Source organism: Vibrio sp. NH-7 (genome assembly GCF_053643215.1).
Genome location: NZ_CM132188.1, coordinates 1,185,175 through 1,202,008 on the forward strand (window position 1 = coordinate 1,185,175; position 16,834 = coordinate 1,202,008).

The window sequence follows — 16,834 nt, forward strand, 5'->3', positions numbered from 1 at the left end:
TCTCGACTCGACTGTCTTGGAATAGATAGTTCCCTTAGATTGTCGTCATTGTTTTGTACAGATAAGGTTTACGTTTCAATCTATCTTAAGTTTGAGACAGCATTGCTTTCTCTAAACAAAAAACACCAAATATTTAAAAAACTCTATAGTGTTGTTATCTATTCTATCAACAAGGAAACTCCTATGAACAAACTGGTCATGATTCTACTTTGTATCTTCTTGCCGCCACTCGCGGTATTTCTCGACAAAGGACTCAATAAAGACTTCATTATCAACCTCGTGTTAACGATCTTTTTCTTTCTTCCCGGCAGCATCCACGCATTGTGGCTTACGATGAAATAACTGAGTAAAAGTCCAACGATTATTTGCGCCCGCAAAAAAGGGATGAAATACAAAGCTGATTGCTCTATCATCCTGTCGCCTAAGCGTAAGCGTTTGCTTTCACAGTTTTCGCTGGCTTGGGCTCCAATCAGACAACTTACTAATGGTGGGAGCAATAATGACAACACTTACGATCACACGTCCTGACGACTGGCATGTTCATCTTCGTGATGGCGACGTTCTAAAGGATACCGTGCGAGATATTAGCCGCTACAATGGCCGCGCGCTAATCATGCCAAACACTGTCCCACCTGTGACCAACACTGAAATGGCGCTTGCGTACCGTGAACGTATCATGGCAGAAAAACCAAGTGCGCAGTTTGAGCCTCTTATGGCGCTCTACTTAACGGATAACACAACGCCAGACGAAATTCGCAAAGCGAAAGAATCCGGTGCTGTTGTTGCGGCTAAGCTCTACCCTGCGGGGGCAACAACCAACTCAGACTCTGGTGTGACTAACGCAAAAAACATCTACCACGTGCTAGAGGCAATGCAAGAAGTCGGCATGCTACTGCTCGTGCATGGCGAAGTGACTCACCATGATGTTGACATCTTTGACCGTGAAAAAGAGTTCCTTGATACGGTTTTAGCGCCTATCGTCAATGATTTCCCAAATCTAAAAATTGTTTTAGAGCACATCACGACCGCAGATGCGGCAACGTTTGTGAAAAACGCGAACGACAACGTGGCAGCAACGATCACCGCTCATCACCTGCTGTTCAACCGCAACCACATGCTGGTTGGCGGAATCAAGCCACACTTTTACTGCCTCCCTATTCTAAAACGCAATACTCACCAAAAAGCACTAGTTGAAGCCGCAACGAGCGGCAGCAAAAAGTTCTTCCTTGGTACAGATTCAGCGCCACATGCGAAAGGCATGAAAGAAGCGGCTTGTGGCTGTGCGGGTTCTTACACGGCGCATGCAGCGTTAGAACTTTACGCAGAAGTGTTCGAGTTGGAAGGTAAACTTGAGAATCTTGAAGCGTTTGCTAGCCATAATGGCCCTGATTTCTACGGCGTGCCTCGCAACACAGATACCGTAACGCTTACTAAACAAGAATGGCCAGTGGCTGAATCTATGCCATTTGGCAATGATATCGTTGTACCGATTCGCGCAGGCGAAACCATCGGTTGGACCGTTAAATAGAAAACCAATCTTGTAAATAGTTGATAGTCCCTTAGCCATGCTTGGGGCTTTTATTTATTTACGGCGACCGCCAAAATCAACTGCTCACATTCTTCTTGCTGCATATACTTGGGCACAGGGTAATTCCACCTCGCCTCATGTAAAGATTGCTTCGCCAATTCCGTAACATGCTCTTGCAAGATTTGGTCAAAACTTGACGGCAGATCTAGCTGCTTCTGTAAACGCTTAACATAGTCAACCAACGCTTGCGCCTTTAACGAGTCTGAGACATGGCTGTCGGTTAATGCCAGCGTATCGGCCAACTTCGCCATTCTTTCTTTTGCCGCGCACTGAGAAAACGCGAGTACGTGCGGCAGTACGACTGCATTTGCTAACCCATGAGGAATACCGTACTTCGCCCCGAGCGTGTGAGCAATCGCGTGAACATACCCAAGACTGGCTTTGGTAAACGCGAGACCCGCATAGTAAGAAGCCAGCGCCATGTTCTGCCTAGCTGTCGCGTTTTGGCCAAACTTGACCGCTTTTTCGAGGTTTTCATCAATCAAGGTTATAGCCGCTAACGCGTAGCGATCGGTTTCTTGAGTAGCATTGCCTGAAAGATAAGACTCAATAGCGTGGGTTAATGCATCCATGCCAGTTTGCGCAGTAATATGCGCTGGTAACGCGAGCATCAAACTTGGGTCCAGAGCTGCTGCAATTGGCACAAGTTTCGGGTCCATGATGGGTGTTTTTTGGTGAGTATCAGGATTAGATACCACGGCAGCAACGGTCACTTCTGATCCTGTGCCTGCCGTTGTCGGAATGACGAAGATTGGAGCAGGTGCCTTCCATACCTTGAGCAAACCGACCAAACGTCGAATCGGTTTATGGTTGGTTGCACAAGCAGCAATCACCTTCGCGCAGTCGATTGGAGAGCCGCCACCAAGTGCCACAACAGCTTGGCACCGATGCTTTCGATACAGAGACAGCCCTGCTTCCACGTGATTGTATGTCGGGTCAGGCTCAACCCCATCATAGATATCGCAGTGCACCCCGACACGTTCAAACTCAAACGCGAGCTTTTTCGCTAAGCCGAGTTTTACAATCCCCTTGTCGGTCACAATCAGCACTTTTTTGATGTCCATGATAGAGACACTGTGGCAAAGCTGTTTAAGCGCTTCTTTACCCAAGAAAAGGGTCGGTTTGGAGATGGGAAGCACTTTGGCTGCCACTTTTAGACCCAACATGTAGGCTCGATGTAGCCAGTAATAGAGCTTTTGTTCCATTATCTGTCTCTTTGTGATGAGGGATATACTGATAGCCTAGTCTTTACAAAGAGTTATCTCTAGTCTTGAAGCAAAACTTTTGTCGATAGTTTGTACGCAAGCCTAAAACTGGGCAATGAGCCGACTTACCCAAGTAATTTCACCGAAAGCGATAAGATCATAAAGGGTAAAAAAGACCGCACAAATCACGGCTAACTTAATCAATCGATAAACAATAAACATTTCTGTCGTCCAAATAATAAAAGCCGCCATTGGCGGCTTTCGAAATGCAATCACGACGAATTAATGAACAGGTCTGTCGTTCTTCGCGTAAAACTTACCAAAGTACTGTTCAAGTACTTCTGGAGTGAGTTTGCCTTCTGCCTCAAGCTGTTTCAGCTCTGCTGCAATCGCCTTTTGCTCGTCAATTGTTGGCAGCGCGACTTCTGGCTGATCACCCATTTCTTGAGACATTTGCTCTAGTTCTTTCTCGAAATCACTCATGATTCAACGACCCTATATTTCAAACTTACCTAAAAATAATGGGGCTAAGTGTAACCCACTTAGCCCCATTTTTTCTAGCTTGGCGTGCAGTTTACAGTTTAAAACTGCCAACCATACGATCAAGACGCATCGAGAGATCTTTCAGCTCCGCACTTGCTGCCGCCAGTTCTTCTGCCGTGCCCGTGGTCACTTCGTTGATTGCATTAATCTCTTCGATATTTTGGTTAATGGTATGAACAACCGTTGACTGCTCTTCGGTCGCCGTTGCCACTTGCGTGTTTCGATCTGAAATATCATGAATACGCTCAGAAATAGAGATCAATACTTCCACCGCTTCATCGGAAGAGGAAACGCCCTCACCCGTTACCGCTTTACCTGCTTCCATCGCGGTTACCGCATCTTTTGCGTCGCTTTGCAGTTGGTTGATCATCTTCTGAATTTCTTCGGTAGAGTCTGCGGTGCGGCTAGCAAGGTTACGAACCTCATCCGCAACCACCGCAAAGCCTCGACCTTGCTCACCAGCACGTGCAGCCTCGATGGCCGCGTTAAGTGCAAGCAGGTTGGTTTGCTCTGAAATGTCACGAATTACGTCTAAGATTGAGCCAATATCCTGCGTGGTAGACGCTAACTGTTCTACAACTTGGCCAGTACTCTCAATGTCGGAAGCAAGTCGACTGATGGCATCTTTGGCTTTGTTGACCACATCTTGACCGACTTGAGTGTTGTCTGATGCTTGTGAAGCCGTTTCAGCAGCGGTCGCGGCATTCGATGCAATCTCGCTGATCGTTGCGCCCATTTGGTTAATCGCTGTCACTACTTGGATAGTTTGATCGCGCTGCATCTGACTGTTGTTGTGCGTAGTATGGGCTTTGCTTGAAACCCCATCCGCAGCCGACTGAAGCGCACCACTGGTCGATGCCACTTCTTTCATCGATTCGTGAATCTTCTCGATAAAGCCGTTGAACCCTTCCGAAAGCTGGCCAATTTCATCGCTGCCTTTCACTTCGATACGCTGAGATAAATCACCGTCGCCTTTTCCAAGGTCACTGAAACGTTCTGCAATCGCTCGAATTGGGCTCGCAATGCTGTTGGCAAGGAAGATACCCATAAAGATAAACAAGCCAGCTACCACAACAGTCGTTATCATCATTTGCTTGGCAACACTGTTTAGATCGGCGAACACTTCATCAACAGGTACAACACCAACGACAAACCAGTTCATTGAAGGAATGTAAGTGCTGGCAACGAACACGCGCTGTCCATCTGAATCTGCCTCGATGAGGTTAAAACCTGATTTGCCTAATAGATCTGCCGATTCACGACCAAACAGCTGAGACAGAGAAGATTTTGCTTTGCTGCTGTCACGGTGGATTTGAACGTTACCTTCTGCGTCCGTCAAAAAGACAAAACCGGTTTTCTCAATCTTAAAGCCGTTTAGCAAAGAGACCATATCGTCCATTGATTTGGACAAGCCGGACATGGTCAACCCATTGGTTAGCTGGAAGTTGGCGAACATTTTCACATCGCCATTCGCCTCTTGGAAAATGCTGACCGACGTCGGCTTACCTGACTGCGTAAAGCCAAAGAACCAACCATCTTGTTGTTGGTTTAGTTGGCGTAAGAAGCCGTTTTGATTCCAATAGTATGCGGTGTTTCGGTTCGCAACAGACGCATCATTCAACTGATATTGACTACGTACGTTATTAAGCTCTTTCACCAACAAGGCTTCGGTTTGCGCATCAATGGATGTGGTATTGACCGCTTGCTTAATAAATTCGTTGTTCGCGACTTGTTCTGCCGCTAGCAAAAGCTGCATCACTTCGCGGTCAATCTGTGCATTGATTTGCTCAAGCATTGACGGGAGTTCGATGTCAATAAGACGATGTTCAAGAACGCTTCGCGCTTGTCGTTGCGCCATAACACCAACAATAATGGTGGACGCTAGTACAGCGAAGGTAATCCCTGCAACGACCTTTTGCTTGATACTAATGGAGTTAAATTTCATTGGTTCTCTGCCTTCTGAAAGCAATGGTTGTAAATGTTTGGCCTTCACACTGACGACATTCGCCGATGCTCTCCCTACGTGAGGCCTGTCCAATCTTCTAAGTATATCGACGTTTTGACACATTCCTTTACTAATTTGTAGTTAACCGGACATTTTTCCTGCAAAACTTTGCTATCTAGTTTGAGATTTGTGATTTCACTAATGAAATATTGTTTCTCTAGATTTTAGCCCCATATCTTAACCTGCTGACCGATAAGGCTTTATCGACATGGCTTGTTCTTATTGATGCTTTTATCGCCAAGTGAGGTAAAAACACCTTAAGGGACGGAACTTTTCTAAGTTGCAAATCACTAAGTGAAAAAATGAGGAGAAAATGGAATGCAATCACAGGCACTTTTACAGCTAAGAGAGTACTTAAACAGCCAAGTTATTGGTCAAAGTGAATTGGTCGAGCAATTGTTGGTCGCACTGTTGGCAGATGGCCACATCTTAGTTGAAGGGCCTCCTGGCTTAGCCAAAACTCGCGCAGTAAAATCACTCGCCGACTGTATTGAAGGGGATTTTCACCGTATCCAGTTTACCCCTGACCTCCTCCCCGCCGACCTAACAGGCACCGACATTTATCGCCCGGAAACTGGCGAGTTCACCTTTCAAGCAGGTCCGATCTTCAATTCGCTCATTCTGGCTGATGAGATAAACCGTGCTCCGGCAAAAGTGCAAGCAGCCATGCTCGAAGCGATGGCAGAAAAGCAGATCACTGCTGGGCGCAAAACCTACACCTTGCCAGCGCTCTTTTTGGTGATGGCGACTCAAAACCCGATCGAGCAGGAAGGCACCTACCCACTCCCAGAAGCTCAGTTGGATCGCTTTTTGATTCACCTTGATGTCGACTACCCAGACGCAGAAAGTGAATTGGCTATATTGCGCTTAAATCGAGGCGAAGCGAAAGGTGACAGTAGTGCTAAGCCGCCAAGATTGAGCCAAGAGGATATTTTTGCTGCGCGCCAAGAGGTGCTGAATATTCATATGGCTGACACGATTGAGCAATACATCATTCGCTTGGTTATGGCGACTCGTCAACCGTCGCAGTACGACGATACACTGAACCAATGGCTTGAAATGGGTGTCAGCCCGCGCGCGACCATCGCCTTAGACCGCTGCGCTCGTGCTCACGCTTGGTTAAACGGACGTGATTTCGTCTCCCCTGAAGATGTCCAAGCGATGGCATTCCCTGTATTGCGCCATCGTCTGCTACTCAGTTACCAAGCACAGGCGGAAGGGATACACCCGAATCAAGTCATCAACAAGATTTTATCGTTAGTCGGCAGCGCGTAGAGGTGAGTATGACACCAGAACTCGCGCCTTACAGTGATGGCGTTAACCTCAACTTGGATGAGTTGCTTTACTACAAGCAGCAATGTGTCCAATGGTTGCCCCCCGCCAAAAGTCTGTGGTCACAGATGCTTGGTCAACACCAAAGCCGACAACTTGGTCGAGGCATGGACTTTAGTGAGGTTCGCCAATACCAAAGTGGTGATGACATCCGCGCAATTGATTGGCGAGTAACCGCTCGCACTGGAAAACCTCATACCAAGCTGTTTACTGAAGAACGAGAAAAGCCAATAGTGCTCTACCTTGATTTAAGTGCAAGTATGCTATTTGGTTCTCAGTTAATGCTCAAATCGGTCCAGATGGCGCACATGGCGAGCCTAATCGCTTGGCTGAGTGTCTCTGCGCAAGATAGGGTTGGCGCATTGTTGGATTTGGGAAACCAGCTTATTGAGCTAAAACCGACATCGCGCAATAAAGGAGCATTGGCGATTGCCCAAGCCCTAGTGACCCATCATCAAGCTCAACTTACCGAGCCCAACAGCGCTGATGAAAACATGGCCAAAGGGCTTCAAGCCTTGGTGCGCATGTGTCCGAAAGGCAGTGAGATCGTCCTGTTAAGCGACTTCATTAGACTCAGTGAAGAAGATCAAAACCTGCTTCGCCGTTTGGGTCAGCATAATCGGGTTCGTCTGATTCAAATCTGTGATCCGCTTGAGCAAGGCATTACGGCTTTTCGTGGCACAGAACAAGTGTCAGACAAACACACAACACGTTGGCTCGACTTTTCATCAAAGAAAACGCGCCAAGGCATTGAGTCTGCCTTCAATCAACAGCAGCAGCAACTCAAGCTCCTTGCCCATCGCTTGGGCATGAGTTTTTCGACGCTCTCTAGCGACACTGCGCTTATTCACCAGCTACATGGATTCCAATCATGAGTACAGACACTCAAGCCTCACCACTCTCACTCCAACCTCTGCATTTACCAGAGGCCCCAGCTTGGTTTCCACTCGCATGGGGATGGTGGGCAGTTTTTGCAGCAGTCCTTTTATGCTTGCTCGTTATGTGGCTACTGCTGCGTTGGAACAAAAAGCGCCTTGCGCCCAAGAAAACGGCTTTGCGACTGTTAACTCAAGGAACTAAACCGTCAGAAGCGATTGAACTCGTTAGGCAAGCGGCACTTTGTTACTACCCTCGTGAAGAGATCGCCCAGTTAACCGGAACAACTTGGTATGAGTTTTTAGACAGTCAACTCAAAGCACCGCGCTTTACGCCCAATCAAACACAATGGCAGCAGGCGCTGTACAGCAAGCAGCCGATCTCTAATGGCGATGAACTGATCCAAGATTGCAAAGATTGGGTAGAGCAAGCACTACCACCGAAAAGAAGGAGAACATAGTTGGCTAGTTTTGATCTTGTTTGGTGGTGGAGCTTATTGCTACTACCTTTGCCACTGGTCATTTACTACTTTGCGCCAGCGGCTAAACATCAATCGCCCATTTATCTGCCGTACGTTCCTAGTCATGGACAAGGAAACGCGCCGAAAAATGGGCTGGCAAAAATCATCGCCGCCATTGTTTGGGTTGCCCTGCTTGCGGCAATGGCAAGACCCGTCTGGTATGGAGAGCCTGTCACCACTCAACCGAAGCATCGAGATTTGATGTTGGTCCTCGATCTTTCTTACTCCATGAGCAAGGAAGATATGCTTGATGATGGTGACTACGTCGATCGCCTCACCGCGGTAAAAAAGGTCGTGAGTGACTTCGCAAGCAAACGAGAGGGAGATCGCTTGGGATTGGTCTTGTTTGCCGATCACGCCTATTTGCAAACCCCTCTGACTCTCGATAGAAAGACCATTGCCGAGCAGGTCAATCAATTGGTATTACGCTTGATTGGGGAAAAAACGGCAATCGGTGAGGGCATTGGTCTTGCCACCAAAACCTTTGTCGATAGCGATGCGCCGCAACGCGTGATGGTGTTGCTTAGCGATGGGAGCAATACGTCAGGCGTGCTGGATCCGCTAGAAGCCGCCAAGATCGCGAAAAAATACAACGCAACGATCTACACCATCGGCGTGGGCGCTGGAGAAATGGTCGTGAAAGAGTTTTTTATGACCCGCAAAGTCAACACCGCCCAAGACCTCGACGAAAGAACACTGATGGACATTGCGCAAGTGACTGGCGGGCAGTACTTCAGAGCCCGCGACGCCAAAGATCTCGCGACAATTTATGACACCATCAACAGTTTGGAGCCAATTTCTCAGGCGACACAAACTTGGCGTCCACAAAAAGAGTGGTTTCCACTGCCGCTGAGCATTGCCTTGCTTGGCTTTGTTTTTCTGATCTTATTGAGGAGAAATCATGTCTAATTTCGTTCTCCTTAACCCGATGTGGTTAATCGCATTGCTACCATGGTTCGCCCTCATATTCTGGATAAAGAGTAGAGCGCGAACACAAACCTTAATCGCCCCCCATCTAGCAAAAGCGATGGGAGTTCAAGGCACAACGCTCAATCGCCGCCGATTCGCTCTCATCGCATTGAGTGGGGTGGTTGCAATAGTTGCGCTGTCCGGCCCTAGTTTTCACGCCCTTGAGCGTCCAAGATTTGCCAACACCAGTGCCCGTGTCGTTGTGATGGATATGTCGATGTCTATGTACGCCACCGACATTAAACCCAACCGACTCACTCAAGCACGCTACAAAGTGACCGATCTCCTCTCTCACTGGCAAGAAGGGAGCACGGGTTTGGTCGCTTATGCAGGCGACGCCTATATGGTCAGCCCAATGACTAGTGATGCCAACACCATCGCCAACTTGGTGCCTAACTTATCACCTGAACTTATGCCCTACCCCGGCGCGAATGCTGCCAGTGGCATAAAGCTCGCCATCGAGATGATGCAAAATACTGGCCTCGCGACTGGTCATATCGTATTGGTTACTGACGATATTGATGATACCGAGAGAAACACCATCGAATCCCTGCTGAGCAACTCAAACTGGCACCTATCGATACTGGGCATAGGGTCTCGTGCAGGCGCGCCAATCAAACTGGACAATGGCAGCCTAATGACGCTAGACAACGGCCAACCTGTTGTTGCGAAATCCAACTTTACCAATATGCAAACGCTGGCTTTCGAGACGGGTGGTCAATTTGTTCCCGTACAAGTTACCAACAATGATGTGTTGCAAATTGCCCGATCCACTTCCCAAGTTGATGAAACAAGTGCAACCAAAAGCGATCAAATGATTGAGGAGAGAATCAATCAAGGTTTTTGGTTGATTCCGCTACTGATTATTCCAGCGTTATTGATGTTTCGCCGAGGAGTCTTCTTTGCGATTGCTCTGGCAGTTCTGCCACTTGCTCACTCACCGTCGGCCCAAGCGAGCCCATGGTTAACCAAAGATCAGCAAGCAATGCAGCATTTCGAAAACAAACAATACCAACAAGCCGCAGACTTGTTTGAGGATCCGAATTGGAAAGGCATTGCCCAATATGAGTCGGGCGACTACCAAGGCGCAGCAGAAACCCTCGCGCCACTCTCTAGCCCACAGGCAATGTACAACCGAGCAAATGCCTTGGCTCAACTTGGAAACTATCAAGATGCGATTGACCTCTACGAATCGGTTCTAAAACAAGAGCCAGACAATCAAGACGCACGCACCAATTTAGAGTGGGGAAAGAAGCGCCTGCAACAGCAACTGCAACAGCAACAGCAACAGCAACAGCAACAGCAACAGCAACAGCAACAGCAACAGCAACAGCAACAGCAACAGCAAGGCGATTCTAGCCAGTCACCTGAACAAAACAATCAAAATGCTCAGCAAAACCGTTCCTCTTCAGAGCAGGAAAAAGGTCAACAAACGCCTTCTGAGCAGCAGTCGAACCCTGAGCAAGCCTCTGACACAGGTGAGCCACAACAACAATCGACACAAGAGGAAAAATCCCAACCTCAACAAGGTGAGCAAGCGCAAGATGACCCAGATGGCATGCAAAAAAGCAAGCCAAGCGGTCAACAAGAAGAGAAGCCACAAGGTCAACAAGAGGACAGTGAGCCAAGCCCTCAATCGCAGGCTCAACCCTCAACCAACGAGCCGCAAACAGACTCTGACGCTCTTGCTGCCGATCTCAGCCAAGACAACCAACAACCGATTGATCCCGAGTTGAGAAAACTCCAGCAAATGGAAGCTGCTAGAGATCCCAGCCGTTTGCTGCGAGCGCAAATGCTGCTACAAGCACAACAAAAACAACCACCACAACAAACAGGTAAGAAATGGTAATGATGAACCTCAACACACGCATTTTTATCAGCTTACTCGTCACCTTACTCGCGTTGGTGAGCGCTCCGTCGTCTGCCGCGAACATTTGGGTGACGGTCAGCAAAAACAAAGTGGTTAAAAACGAAGTGTTTCAACTGCGTATTGTGGTAGACGAAAAAGTCGACTCTGATGAGATTGACTTTAGCGTACTAGAACAAGACTTTTATGTCGGTCGACCTAGTTTTGGTACCTCACTCAACATTATCAACGGCAGCCGAACAACGAGGAGCGAGTGGAACGTGTCTCTCGCCGCTCAGCGCTTAGGTATAACCCGAATCCCGTCATTTTCAGTCGAAGGTGCGCAATCTGATCCTATCGCCATTGAAGTAAATATGGACAGTGAAGCGCCTAAGGCTAGTGATCTTGTCGAGCTGCAGAACACCCTCAATAAACAAACTCTCTATCCAAGTGAGAGCGCTCTGCTAAAAACGCGATTGATCATTAAAGCGGATCCAAGAAGGCTGCAAAACCCGAGCGTACTTCCACCGAAAGGCGAAGGGTTAACGTTGGACGCGATCGGGGAACCGAATCAGTACCAAAGCGTTCTAGACGGTGTTGAGGTGACGGTTCTCGTTCAAAACTACCGTATCACCGCAGATAAGCCCGGCGACTTTGTTCTCTCTGGGATTGGCTTTACAGGTAGCGTGATTGTTGGTGACAGTCGTAGCGGCACCACCAAACTAGTGTCAGCAAACACTGAGCCAAAAACCTTCACTATCAAGGTCCACGCGATCCCAGAGAGCTTTCAAGGGCACTGGTTGCCTGCATCCAAACTATCAATGACCCAACGTTGGATGGACAGTGAAGGCAACGCTCTCACCTCCGCAGTCCTAGACACAACAGTTGGAGACTCCATTAGCCGCGAGATTACCCTTGATATTCAGGGGCTTTCTAGCGAGCGCTTCCCCGACATCAAGGTCAACTACCCAAGCTCTGTGCGTGTGTATCAAGAAAAACCGCAGTTTTCCGCCTTGGGTGACGACGTCACGCGTATGACAGTCAAGCAGGTGTTGATCCCTCAGCAGCAAGGAAACATTGATCTCAACGCGATTCAACTCAATTGGTGGGATAGCCAAAAAGAAGCCGCTGCAACGGCCAACATTGAAGGTATCACGTTAAATGTTGCTCCAGGAGAGCAAATCAATACTGGTGAACCAGTTTTACTCAATACACCGCAGTTGGCGCAAGAGACAGTAACGATTGTTGACCGAGGCTATTGGCCCCACGCAACAGCTCTGTTTGCCTCTCTTTGGCTGATGACTCTTGCTTGGTTATTGAAATTGAAACGAGCGCCGCGCCAAGCTCAAGGCACCTCGCCAAAAGCGCAATCAAGCCTCGACTCATTGATGGATGCAATTAAAACCCGAGACTTGGTTCAGGTCGGTTACCGCTTCAATCTTTGGTGGTCAGAAATTCAAATTCAAGATGACGATTTGAAACGCCAAATCGATTTAGAGCTTGAGGCAATGAACCAAAGCCAATACTCATCAAGCAGCGTAACTTGGGATAGCCGCCAGCTTGTACAACTCATCAAAAAGGTGGAAAAAATACAAAATAAAAAGCCAGCAGCTCGTACGGAACTTGCATCGTTGTAATAACGAGAAAAATAGAGGCAGCCATCCAGAGGCTGCCTTGCTATTCTCGGGGCTCAGTTACGCAACTTCAATCAGACTGACACTACCACTGACCGTATTTCTGCCTAGCTCTTTTGCCCGATACAGTGAGTCATCCGCTTCGACATACAAACGGTCGAAACTGAACTCACTTTGATTAAGCTCCAGTACCGCATACCCCACAGAGACGGTGAGAAACTCGCTGCACGTATTGAGGTGATGCGGGATTTGCTCATCCTCAATGCATTTTCGGATACATTCCGCCAAATGGGCAACACGTTCTGGAGATTGATTTACCACCAGTAAGGCAAACTCCTCGCCACCAATTCGGCAAAACACTTCGTTTTCTGACTGAGTATGATGCTGCAAAATATTGCCGATTCGCATCAATGCGATATCGCCTTGCATATGGCCGTAGTGATTGTTGTATAAACCAAAATGATCGATGTCGACCAGGATTAAACCGTAGTGTTGGCTCCCATCCTCGCAACTCATACACAACTCTTCTAACGTCGTTTCGAGCATGCGACGGTTACCCAATCGCGTCAATGGATCCATCTTTGCCATCATTTCAAGCTGTTCATTCGCTTTCTGTAGGTCGCGAGTACGCGCTTTCACTTCTTGCTCAAGATTCTCGTTCATCTGGTGAATCTCTTCTTGAGCCCGAGTGCGCAACAGAACTTCCGTCAGATTGGACGCAAACATACGAATGACCTCTCGCAGTTGGTGCGTCAGAGGAGTTCGCTTAATCAGGTTGTCTGCTGCGATAAACGCAATAGGCTCCCCGTTATTGTCGACAAGCATCGTCATCGCAGTCCAACCAAAACCTACAATATGGAAGTCATGGTAGATGGGAACCGACTCTTCAAACACCACATCGTTTGGGCTGACTTTAGCCGCATTCACGATTGAGCGCTCGACCGTATCTGAACGGTAGTAGGATTCGTCCACCACATTGCCCTGAATATCGGTACCCCAAGTACCTTGCATGTGGGTGCACTCTTTATCGGTCAAAAATACCGCAAAACGATCGATACCCAATCGGTTAATGGCAAAGGTGACCGCAGATTTACACACTTCGCTCACTGTCATGCAGCGCGACAACTCAACCATACTGGCGTGTAACATGCGCACATTTTGTTCTTGACGTTTACGAATATAAATCTGGGAAAGGAGCGAGCCAAATGACTCGAGCATTTGGCGTTGATAGGAGGTAATAGGGTTACGATTAATATAATTGTCGAGCGCAATCCAACCAATGATCTCTTCGCCATCACGGAGGATGAGCATACCGTTCCAGCCCTGACCAATCACGTTGCCAGCGGTGTACAATGGCGCACCGTCAACAATCACTAGGTTCTCTTTCCCTTCAAACAAGGCGTTAATGTAGGTTTCTTCAAGCTGATGCAAATCATATTGAGTATGGTGCTCACTAGCTGTGTTACCAAACTCGTCGGTGCCGTAAGTCCCACTAAAGCAGCGCTTTTTAATGTCGAGCAGCATAAACACAGCGCGGTCGAACCCTAGTTTATCTCGCACTGACTCAACAGCCATTCGATATAACTCATCAAGATTAGATGGGTTAGAAATGTCCACCGCCACTTGTTGGACAAGTTTCATATTTTCAATAAATAACTCGCGCTGTTTGATGACATCTAAATATTTGGCTTCTTTGATGTCTCGCTGTTTGAACTCTTTCGCAGCTTCGGTTTCCGCACGAACACATTGCCAGCGCGCGGCGATAATCTGTAGCGCCTCCAGTTGATTGCTCTCATTCGACTGGCTGATACGCTGAGGGTCCACATTCTCGGCAATAAGGTAGGTACGCATTTCAGGATGATTGTCGAGCATGAACACATAGCTCTCAGATGACATATGCTGTTCGTATGCCCACTGACACGTGTTCATTTTTAGAGGCAGAAGACCATCAGAGGTGTCAAATTGCGATACCCAAGTCCAGAAAGTTTTAGGGTATAGTTCTAAGTCAGCGGGTTCCCCTTTTTTGTAAAGGAACTCAGCGGAGTTGCCGACTTTTGGTTCGCTGAACACACCGATGTGCTCTACACCCAAGAGTTCATCGATATACTGGAACAACGAATTAGCGAGAAACCGTTGGTTCCTAGCTGATAAGATGTTTTTGAGTAGCATTCGTGGGAACATAATCCTAGCCTGGACCTTTTTTATTATCTTTTTTCGATTAAAAAAGTAACAGTTACCAAGGTGCAATCAAATGTTATTCGGGGCCATTGTTAAGTGCCTCGCATTTCATATGAAGCAAGTTTACGAGATATGATACGACTTACATTTTTTATGATCTTATTTCCAAAACTTACATCAGTGAGCAATATGTAATTTGTTTATCCGATACGACCTCGAAGAAAGAGAATCATCCCTAAGTTTGGATCGGTATAAAATAAAAGTACCAAGGGCGTACACCCCCAATATCTCTGGAGAGACCATTGAAAAAGCTATTGTTGATGACTTTACTGACTCTGTTTTCAGCGGTGTCCATTGCAGGCGTAGACTTAGTCAAAGTGGATAAATCTAAACGCCGAATGTACCTGATGGATGGCAAAGAGGTGGTGCGGGAGTATAGAGTCGCTCTGGGGCAATCACCAAAAGGACATAAGAGACAGGAAGGTGATCAAAAAACCCCAGAAGGTCGCTACTATCTCGATTTTGTTATCGAAGACTCGCAATATTATAAGTCGATCCATATTAGCTATCCCAACCTACGGGATAGAACGTATGCAAGGGTGCACAACCTCGACCCAGGCGGAGACATCAAGATACACGGTTTGAAAAACGGAGAGCGTCGTCCAGCCAATTATGTGCAAAGCTTTGACTGGACGGACGGCTGTATCGCCATTACTAATCAAGAAATGGACGAGTTACTCAGCCTAGTGACTATTGGCACGCCTATCGAGATTGTTTGGTGATCGGTTTATCTCGTGTCACCCACCAGCACATCAACGACCCCAACGTCACCATCACGACGCCCTGTAGAAAACTAGACGACAGTGCAATCCCTAAAATAATCGACGAAATAATGGTCGATAAGACAGGGGTAAAATACGACAACGTCGCCAGTAGCACCATGTTCCCACCAATGATGGCGTAGTTCCATAACGCATAGCCACTGCCCATAAACACGCCAGCTACCAAAAGTAAGCTGCCCGACTCTAACGTCACACTCATTCCGGTTTCTGCGCTTAGAGCGTATTTAATCCAGAGAGAAATCGCCGTCATGATGAAAAACAGCGTGATAGCATTTTGCCCGTTGGAAATTCGCTTGGTCAAATTACAGTAGATTGCCCATAAAAAAGCGCCAACAAACGCCATCGCGTAGGTGGTCGGGTTAGTGGCAATGTTGGCACTGATTTGGGTTAAAGAGAGCCCTTGATCGCCGGAAATACTCCATGCGACGCCAACAAACGCCAGTGCCACGCTTGGATAAACCAGCACATTGGTTTTCTTGCCACTCACCAGCACCGCCAAAAGCACGGTTAACGCTGGCCATAAGTAATTAATCACCAACATTTCAATGGCTTGTTGGCGATCATTCGCCATTGCCAGAGCCAGAGCTAAACACATTTCATAGGCGACAAAAAGCCCGCCGCCGAGCAGCACATAACGCAGAGAATATTGGCGCCATTTGGGCACGCCCATCACCGCAACAAGAAACAGGGCAGCAACGGTGTAAATCGACGCGGCTCCGCCAACAGGGCCAAGCATTTCCGTCACCGCACGCGCAACGCCCATCACACTGCTCCAAAGCAGAATGGCCGCAATACCGGCGATAGTAAATTTATGGGTTTGAAACATAGTGATTATCTTCGTCAAAAAAGCCGAGCAAATTGCTCGGCTAGTTATGAGGTGAGCGTTAAACTAGATGATTTCCCAACTGTGTGTCATCTCCACACCTTGGCCAAGCATCAAACACACTGAGCAATACTTTTCCAGAGAATCGGCAGCGACTTTCGCGACGACCTCTGCATCTAGGCTCTCTCCAGACACTTCAAAATGAATATTCACCTTAGTAAAAATACGTGGTGCCGTTTCACGACGCTCTGTGGTCAACTTAGCAGTACATGCTGTCACAGCTTGACCCGCTTCTTTGAGCCCATCGACAACGTCTACCGAGCTACAACCACCAGCGGCCATCAATACCATTTCCATCGGGCTTGGCGCGGTCGCACCGCCGTTGCCATCCATTACCACGGAATGCCCCGACTGGGAGTGACCTAAAAACTTAAACTCATCAATCCATTTCACTTCAGCTTGCATCTGTTTTT

The 16,834-nt window shown here is 47.8% G+C and carries 16 protein-coding genes; 9 read left to right on the forward strand and 7 right to left on the reverse strand.

Annotation, left to right across the window (positions count from 1 at the left end; all coding sequences use genetic code 11):
* The first annotated feature begins 183 nt into the window (after window positions 1-183).
* Window positions 184-342 carry a YqaE/Pmp3 family membrane protein gene (locus ACUALS_RS19715; protein ID WP_005469665.1) on the forward strand — a complete coding sequence of 53 codons (159 nt, stop codon included), beginning with the start codon at window positions 184-186 and terminating at the stop codon, window positions 340-342.
* A 157-nt stretch (window positions 343-499) separates the two neighbouring features.
* On the forward strand, window positions 500-1,528 hold the full coding sequence (pyrC, locus tag ACUALS_RS19720; RefSeq protein ID WP_331402642.1) for a dihydroorotase: 1,029 nt from the start codon (window positions 500-502) through the stop codon (window positions 1,526-1,528).
* Between the two features lie 50 nt (window positions 1,529-1,578).
* On the opposite strand, the gene ACUALS_RS19725 is transcribed toward pyrC, so the two are convergent.
* The 4 genes from ACUALS_RS19725 to ACUALS_RS19740 all read right to left on the reverse strand — a co-directional run bounded on the left by ACUALS_RS19725 (window position 1,579) and on the right by ACUALS_RS19740 (window position 5,281).
* Window positions 1,579-2,793: an iron-containing alcohol dehydrogenase gene (locus ACUALS_RS19725; RefSeq protein WP_005469669.1), complete on the reverse strand. Its 1,215-nt coding sequence runs from the start codon at window positions 2,791-2,793 to the stop codon at window positions 1,579-1,581.
* A gap of 102 nt (window positions 2,794-2,895) precedes the next feature.
* Window positions 2,896-3,045, reverse strand: coding sequence for a hypothetical protein (locus ACUALS_RS19730; RefSeq protein WP_005469480.1), 150 nt, complete (start codon window positions 3,043-3,045; stop codon window positions 2,896-2,898).
* A gap of 30 nt (window positions 3,046-3,075) precedes the next feature.
* Entirely contained in the window at window positions 3,076-3,276 is a 201-nt protein-coding gene (locus ACUALS_RS19735; RefSeq protein ID WP_005469882.1) for a hypothetical protein, read from the reverse strand.
* A gap of 91 nt (window positions 3,277-3,367) precedes the next feature.
* Window positions 3,368-5,281: a methyl-accepting chemotaxis protein gene (locus ACUALS_RS19740; RefSeq protein WP_454449479.1), complete on the reverse strand. Its 1,914-nt coding sequence runs from the start codon at window positions 5,279-5,281 to the stop codon at window positions 3,368-3,370.
* A 378-nt stretch (window positions 5,282-5,659) separates the two neighbouring features.
* On the opposite strand from ACUALS_RS19740, the gene ACUALS_RS19745 reads away from it, so the two are divergent.
* From ACUALS_RS19745 to ACUALS_RS19770, 6 genes are read left to right on the forward strand one after another with little or no spacing between them, the layout of a single operon-like run.
* Window positions 5,660-6,616 carry an AAA family ATPase gene (locus tag ACUALS_RS19745; protein ID WP_038141642.1) on the forward strand — a complete coding sequence of 319 codons (957 nt, stop codon included), beginning with the start codon at window positions 5,660-5,662 and terminating at the stop codon, window positions 6,614-6,616.
* Window positions 6,617-6,624: 8 nt separating this feature from the next.
* On the forward strand, window positions 6,625-7,548 hold the full coding sequence (locus tag ACUALS_RS19750; protein WP_454449480.1) for a DUF58 domain-containing protein: 924 nt from the start codon (window positions 6,625-6,627) through the stop codon (window positions 7,546-7,548).
* Complete coding sequence (locus tag ACUALS_RS19755) at window positions 7,545-8,009, forward strand: DUF4381 domain-containing protein (RefSeq protein ID WP_454449481.1); 465 nt, start codon at window positions 7,545-7,547, stop codon at window positions 8,007-8,009. Before ACUALS_RS19750 ends, ACUALS_RS19755 begins: the two co-directional genes overlap by 4 nt.
* Window positions 8,010-8,978, forward strand: coding sequence for a vWA domain-containing protein (locus tag ACUALS_RS19760; protein WP_454449482.1), 969 nt, complete (start codon window positions 8,010-8,012; stop codon window positions 8,976-8,978).
* Window positions 8,971-10,887 carry a VWA domain-containing protein gene (locus tag ACUALS_RS19765; protein WP_454449483.1) on the forward strand — a complete coding sequence of 639 codons (1,917 nt, stop codon included), beginning with the start codon at window positions 8,971-8,973 and terminating at the stop codon, window positions 10,885-10,887. The genes ACUALS_RS19760 and ACUALS_RS19765 overlap by 8 nt, the downstream gene beginning before the upstream one ends.
* 2 nt (window positions 10,888-10,889) lie before the next feature.
* Window positions 10,890-12,521 (forward strand): BatD family protein, encoded by a 1,632-nt coding sequence (locus tag ACUALS_RS19770; RefSeq protein WP_454450053.1) that lies wholly within the window; start codon window positions 10,890-10,892, stop codon window positions 12,519-12,521.
* A 57-nt stretch (window positions 12,522-12,578) separates the two neighbouring features.
* On the opposite strand, the gene ACUALS_RS19775 is transcribed toward ACUALS_RS19770, so the two are convergent.
* Window positions 12,579-14,699, reverse strand: coding sequence for a sensor domain-containing diguanylate cyclase (locus ACUALS_RS19775; protein WP_454449484.1), 2,121 nt, complete (start codon window positions 14,697-14,699; stop codon window positions 12,579-12,581).
* 317 nt (window positions 14,700-15,016) lie between these two features.
* Here ACUALS_RS19775 and ACUALS_RS19780 point away from each other — a divergent pair, with 317 nt between their 5' ends.
* Window positions 15,017-15,478 carry a L,D-transpeptidase family protein gene (locus ACUALS_RS19780; protein WP_039477030.1) on the forward strand — a complete coding sequence of 154 codons (462 nt, stop codon included), beginning with the start codon at window positions 15,017-15,019 and terminating at the stop codon, window positions 15,476-15,478.
* Here the strand turns inward: ACUALS_RS19780 and yddG are convergent.
* Together yddG and ACUALS_RS19790 are read right to left on the reverse strand one after the other, a co-directional pair.
* The gene (gene yddG, locus ACUALS_RS19785; RefSeq protein WP_039477032.1) at window positions 15,459-16,364 is read right to left on the reverse strand and encodes an aromatic amino acid DMT transporter YddG; all 906 of its coding nucleotides are present in this window, start codon (window positions 16,362-16,364) and stop codon (window positions 15,459-15,461) included. The genes ACUALS_RS19780 and yddG overlap by 20 nt on opposite strands.
* Window positions 16,365-16,427: 63 nt before the next feature.
* On the reverse strand, window positions 16,428-16,826 hold the full coding sequence (locus ACUALS_RS19790) for an OsmC family protein (protein ID WP_005469796.1): 399 nt from the start codon (window positions 16,824-16,826) through the stop codon (window positions 16,428-16,430).
* Window positions 16,827-16,834: the final 8 nt, after the last annotated feature.

What these genes read in the sequence shown, in the direction of transcription:
- ACUALS_RS19715 (WP_005469665.1), top strand. Translation starts at nt 184, where the DNA reads ATGAACAAACTGGTCATGATTCTACTTTGTATCTTCTTGCCGCCACTC.
- pyrC (WP_331402642.1), top strand. Translation starts at nt 500, where the DNA reads ATGACAACACTTACGATCACACGTCCTGACGACTGGCATGTTCATCTT.
- ACUALS_RS19725 (WP_005469669.1), bottom strand. Translation starts at nt 2,793, where the DNA reads ATGGAACAAAAGCTCTATTACTGGCTACATCGAGCCTACATGTTGGGT.
- ACUALS_RS19730 (WP_005469480.1), bottom strand. Translation starts at nt 3,045, where the DNA reads ATGGCGGCTTTTATTATTTGGACGACAGAAATGTTTATTGTTTATCGA.
- ACUALS_RS19735 (WP_005469882.1), bottom strand. Translation starts at nt 3,276, where the DNA reads ATGAGTGATTTCGAGAAAGAACTAGAGCAAATGTCTCAAGAAATGGGT.
- ACUALS_RS19740 (WP_454449479.1), bottom strand. Translation starts at nt 5,281, where the DNA reads ATGAAATTTAACTCCATTAGTATCAAGCAAAAGGTCGTTGCAGGGATT.
- ACUALS_RS19745 (WP_038141642.1), top strand. Translation starts at nt 5,660, where the DNA reads ATGCAATCACAGGCACTTTTACAGCTAAGAGAGTACTTAAACAGCCAA.
- ACUALS_RS19750 (WP_454449480.1), top strand. Translation starts at nt 6,625, where the DNA reads ATGACACCAGAACTCGCGCCTTACAGTGATGGCGTTAACCTCAACTTG.
- ACUALS_RS19755 (WP_454449481.1), top strand. Translation starts at nt 7,545, where the DNA reads ATGAGTACAGACACTCAAGCCTCACCACTCTCACTCCAACCTCTGCAT.
- ACUALS_RS19765 (WP_454449483.1), top strand. Translation starts at nt 8,971, where the DNA reads ATGTCTAATTTCGTTCTCCTTAACCCGATGTGGTTAATCGCATTGCTA.
- ACUALS_RS19770 (WP_454450053.1), top strand. Translation starts at nt 10,890, where the DNA reads ATGAACCTCAACACACGCATTTTTATCAGCTTACTCGTCACCTTACTC.
- ACUALS_RS19775 (WP_454449484.1), bottom strand. Translation starts at nt 14,699, where the DNA reads ATGTTCCCACGAATGCTACTCAAAAACATCTTATCAGCTAGGAACCAA.
- ACUALS_RS19780 (WP_039477030.1), top strand. Translation starts at nt 15,017, where the DNA reads ATGACTTTACTGACTCTGTTTTCAGCGGTGTCCATTGCAGGCGTAGAC.
- yddG (WP_039477032.1), bottom strand. Translation starts at nt 16,364, where the DNA reads ATGTTTCAAACCCATAAATTTACTATCGCCGGTATTGCGGCCATTCTG.
- ACUALS_RS19790 (WP_005469796.1), bottom strand. Translation starts at nt 16,826, where the DNA reads ATGCAAGCTGAAGTGAAATGGATTGATGAGTTTAAGTTTTTAGGTCAC.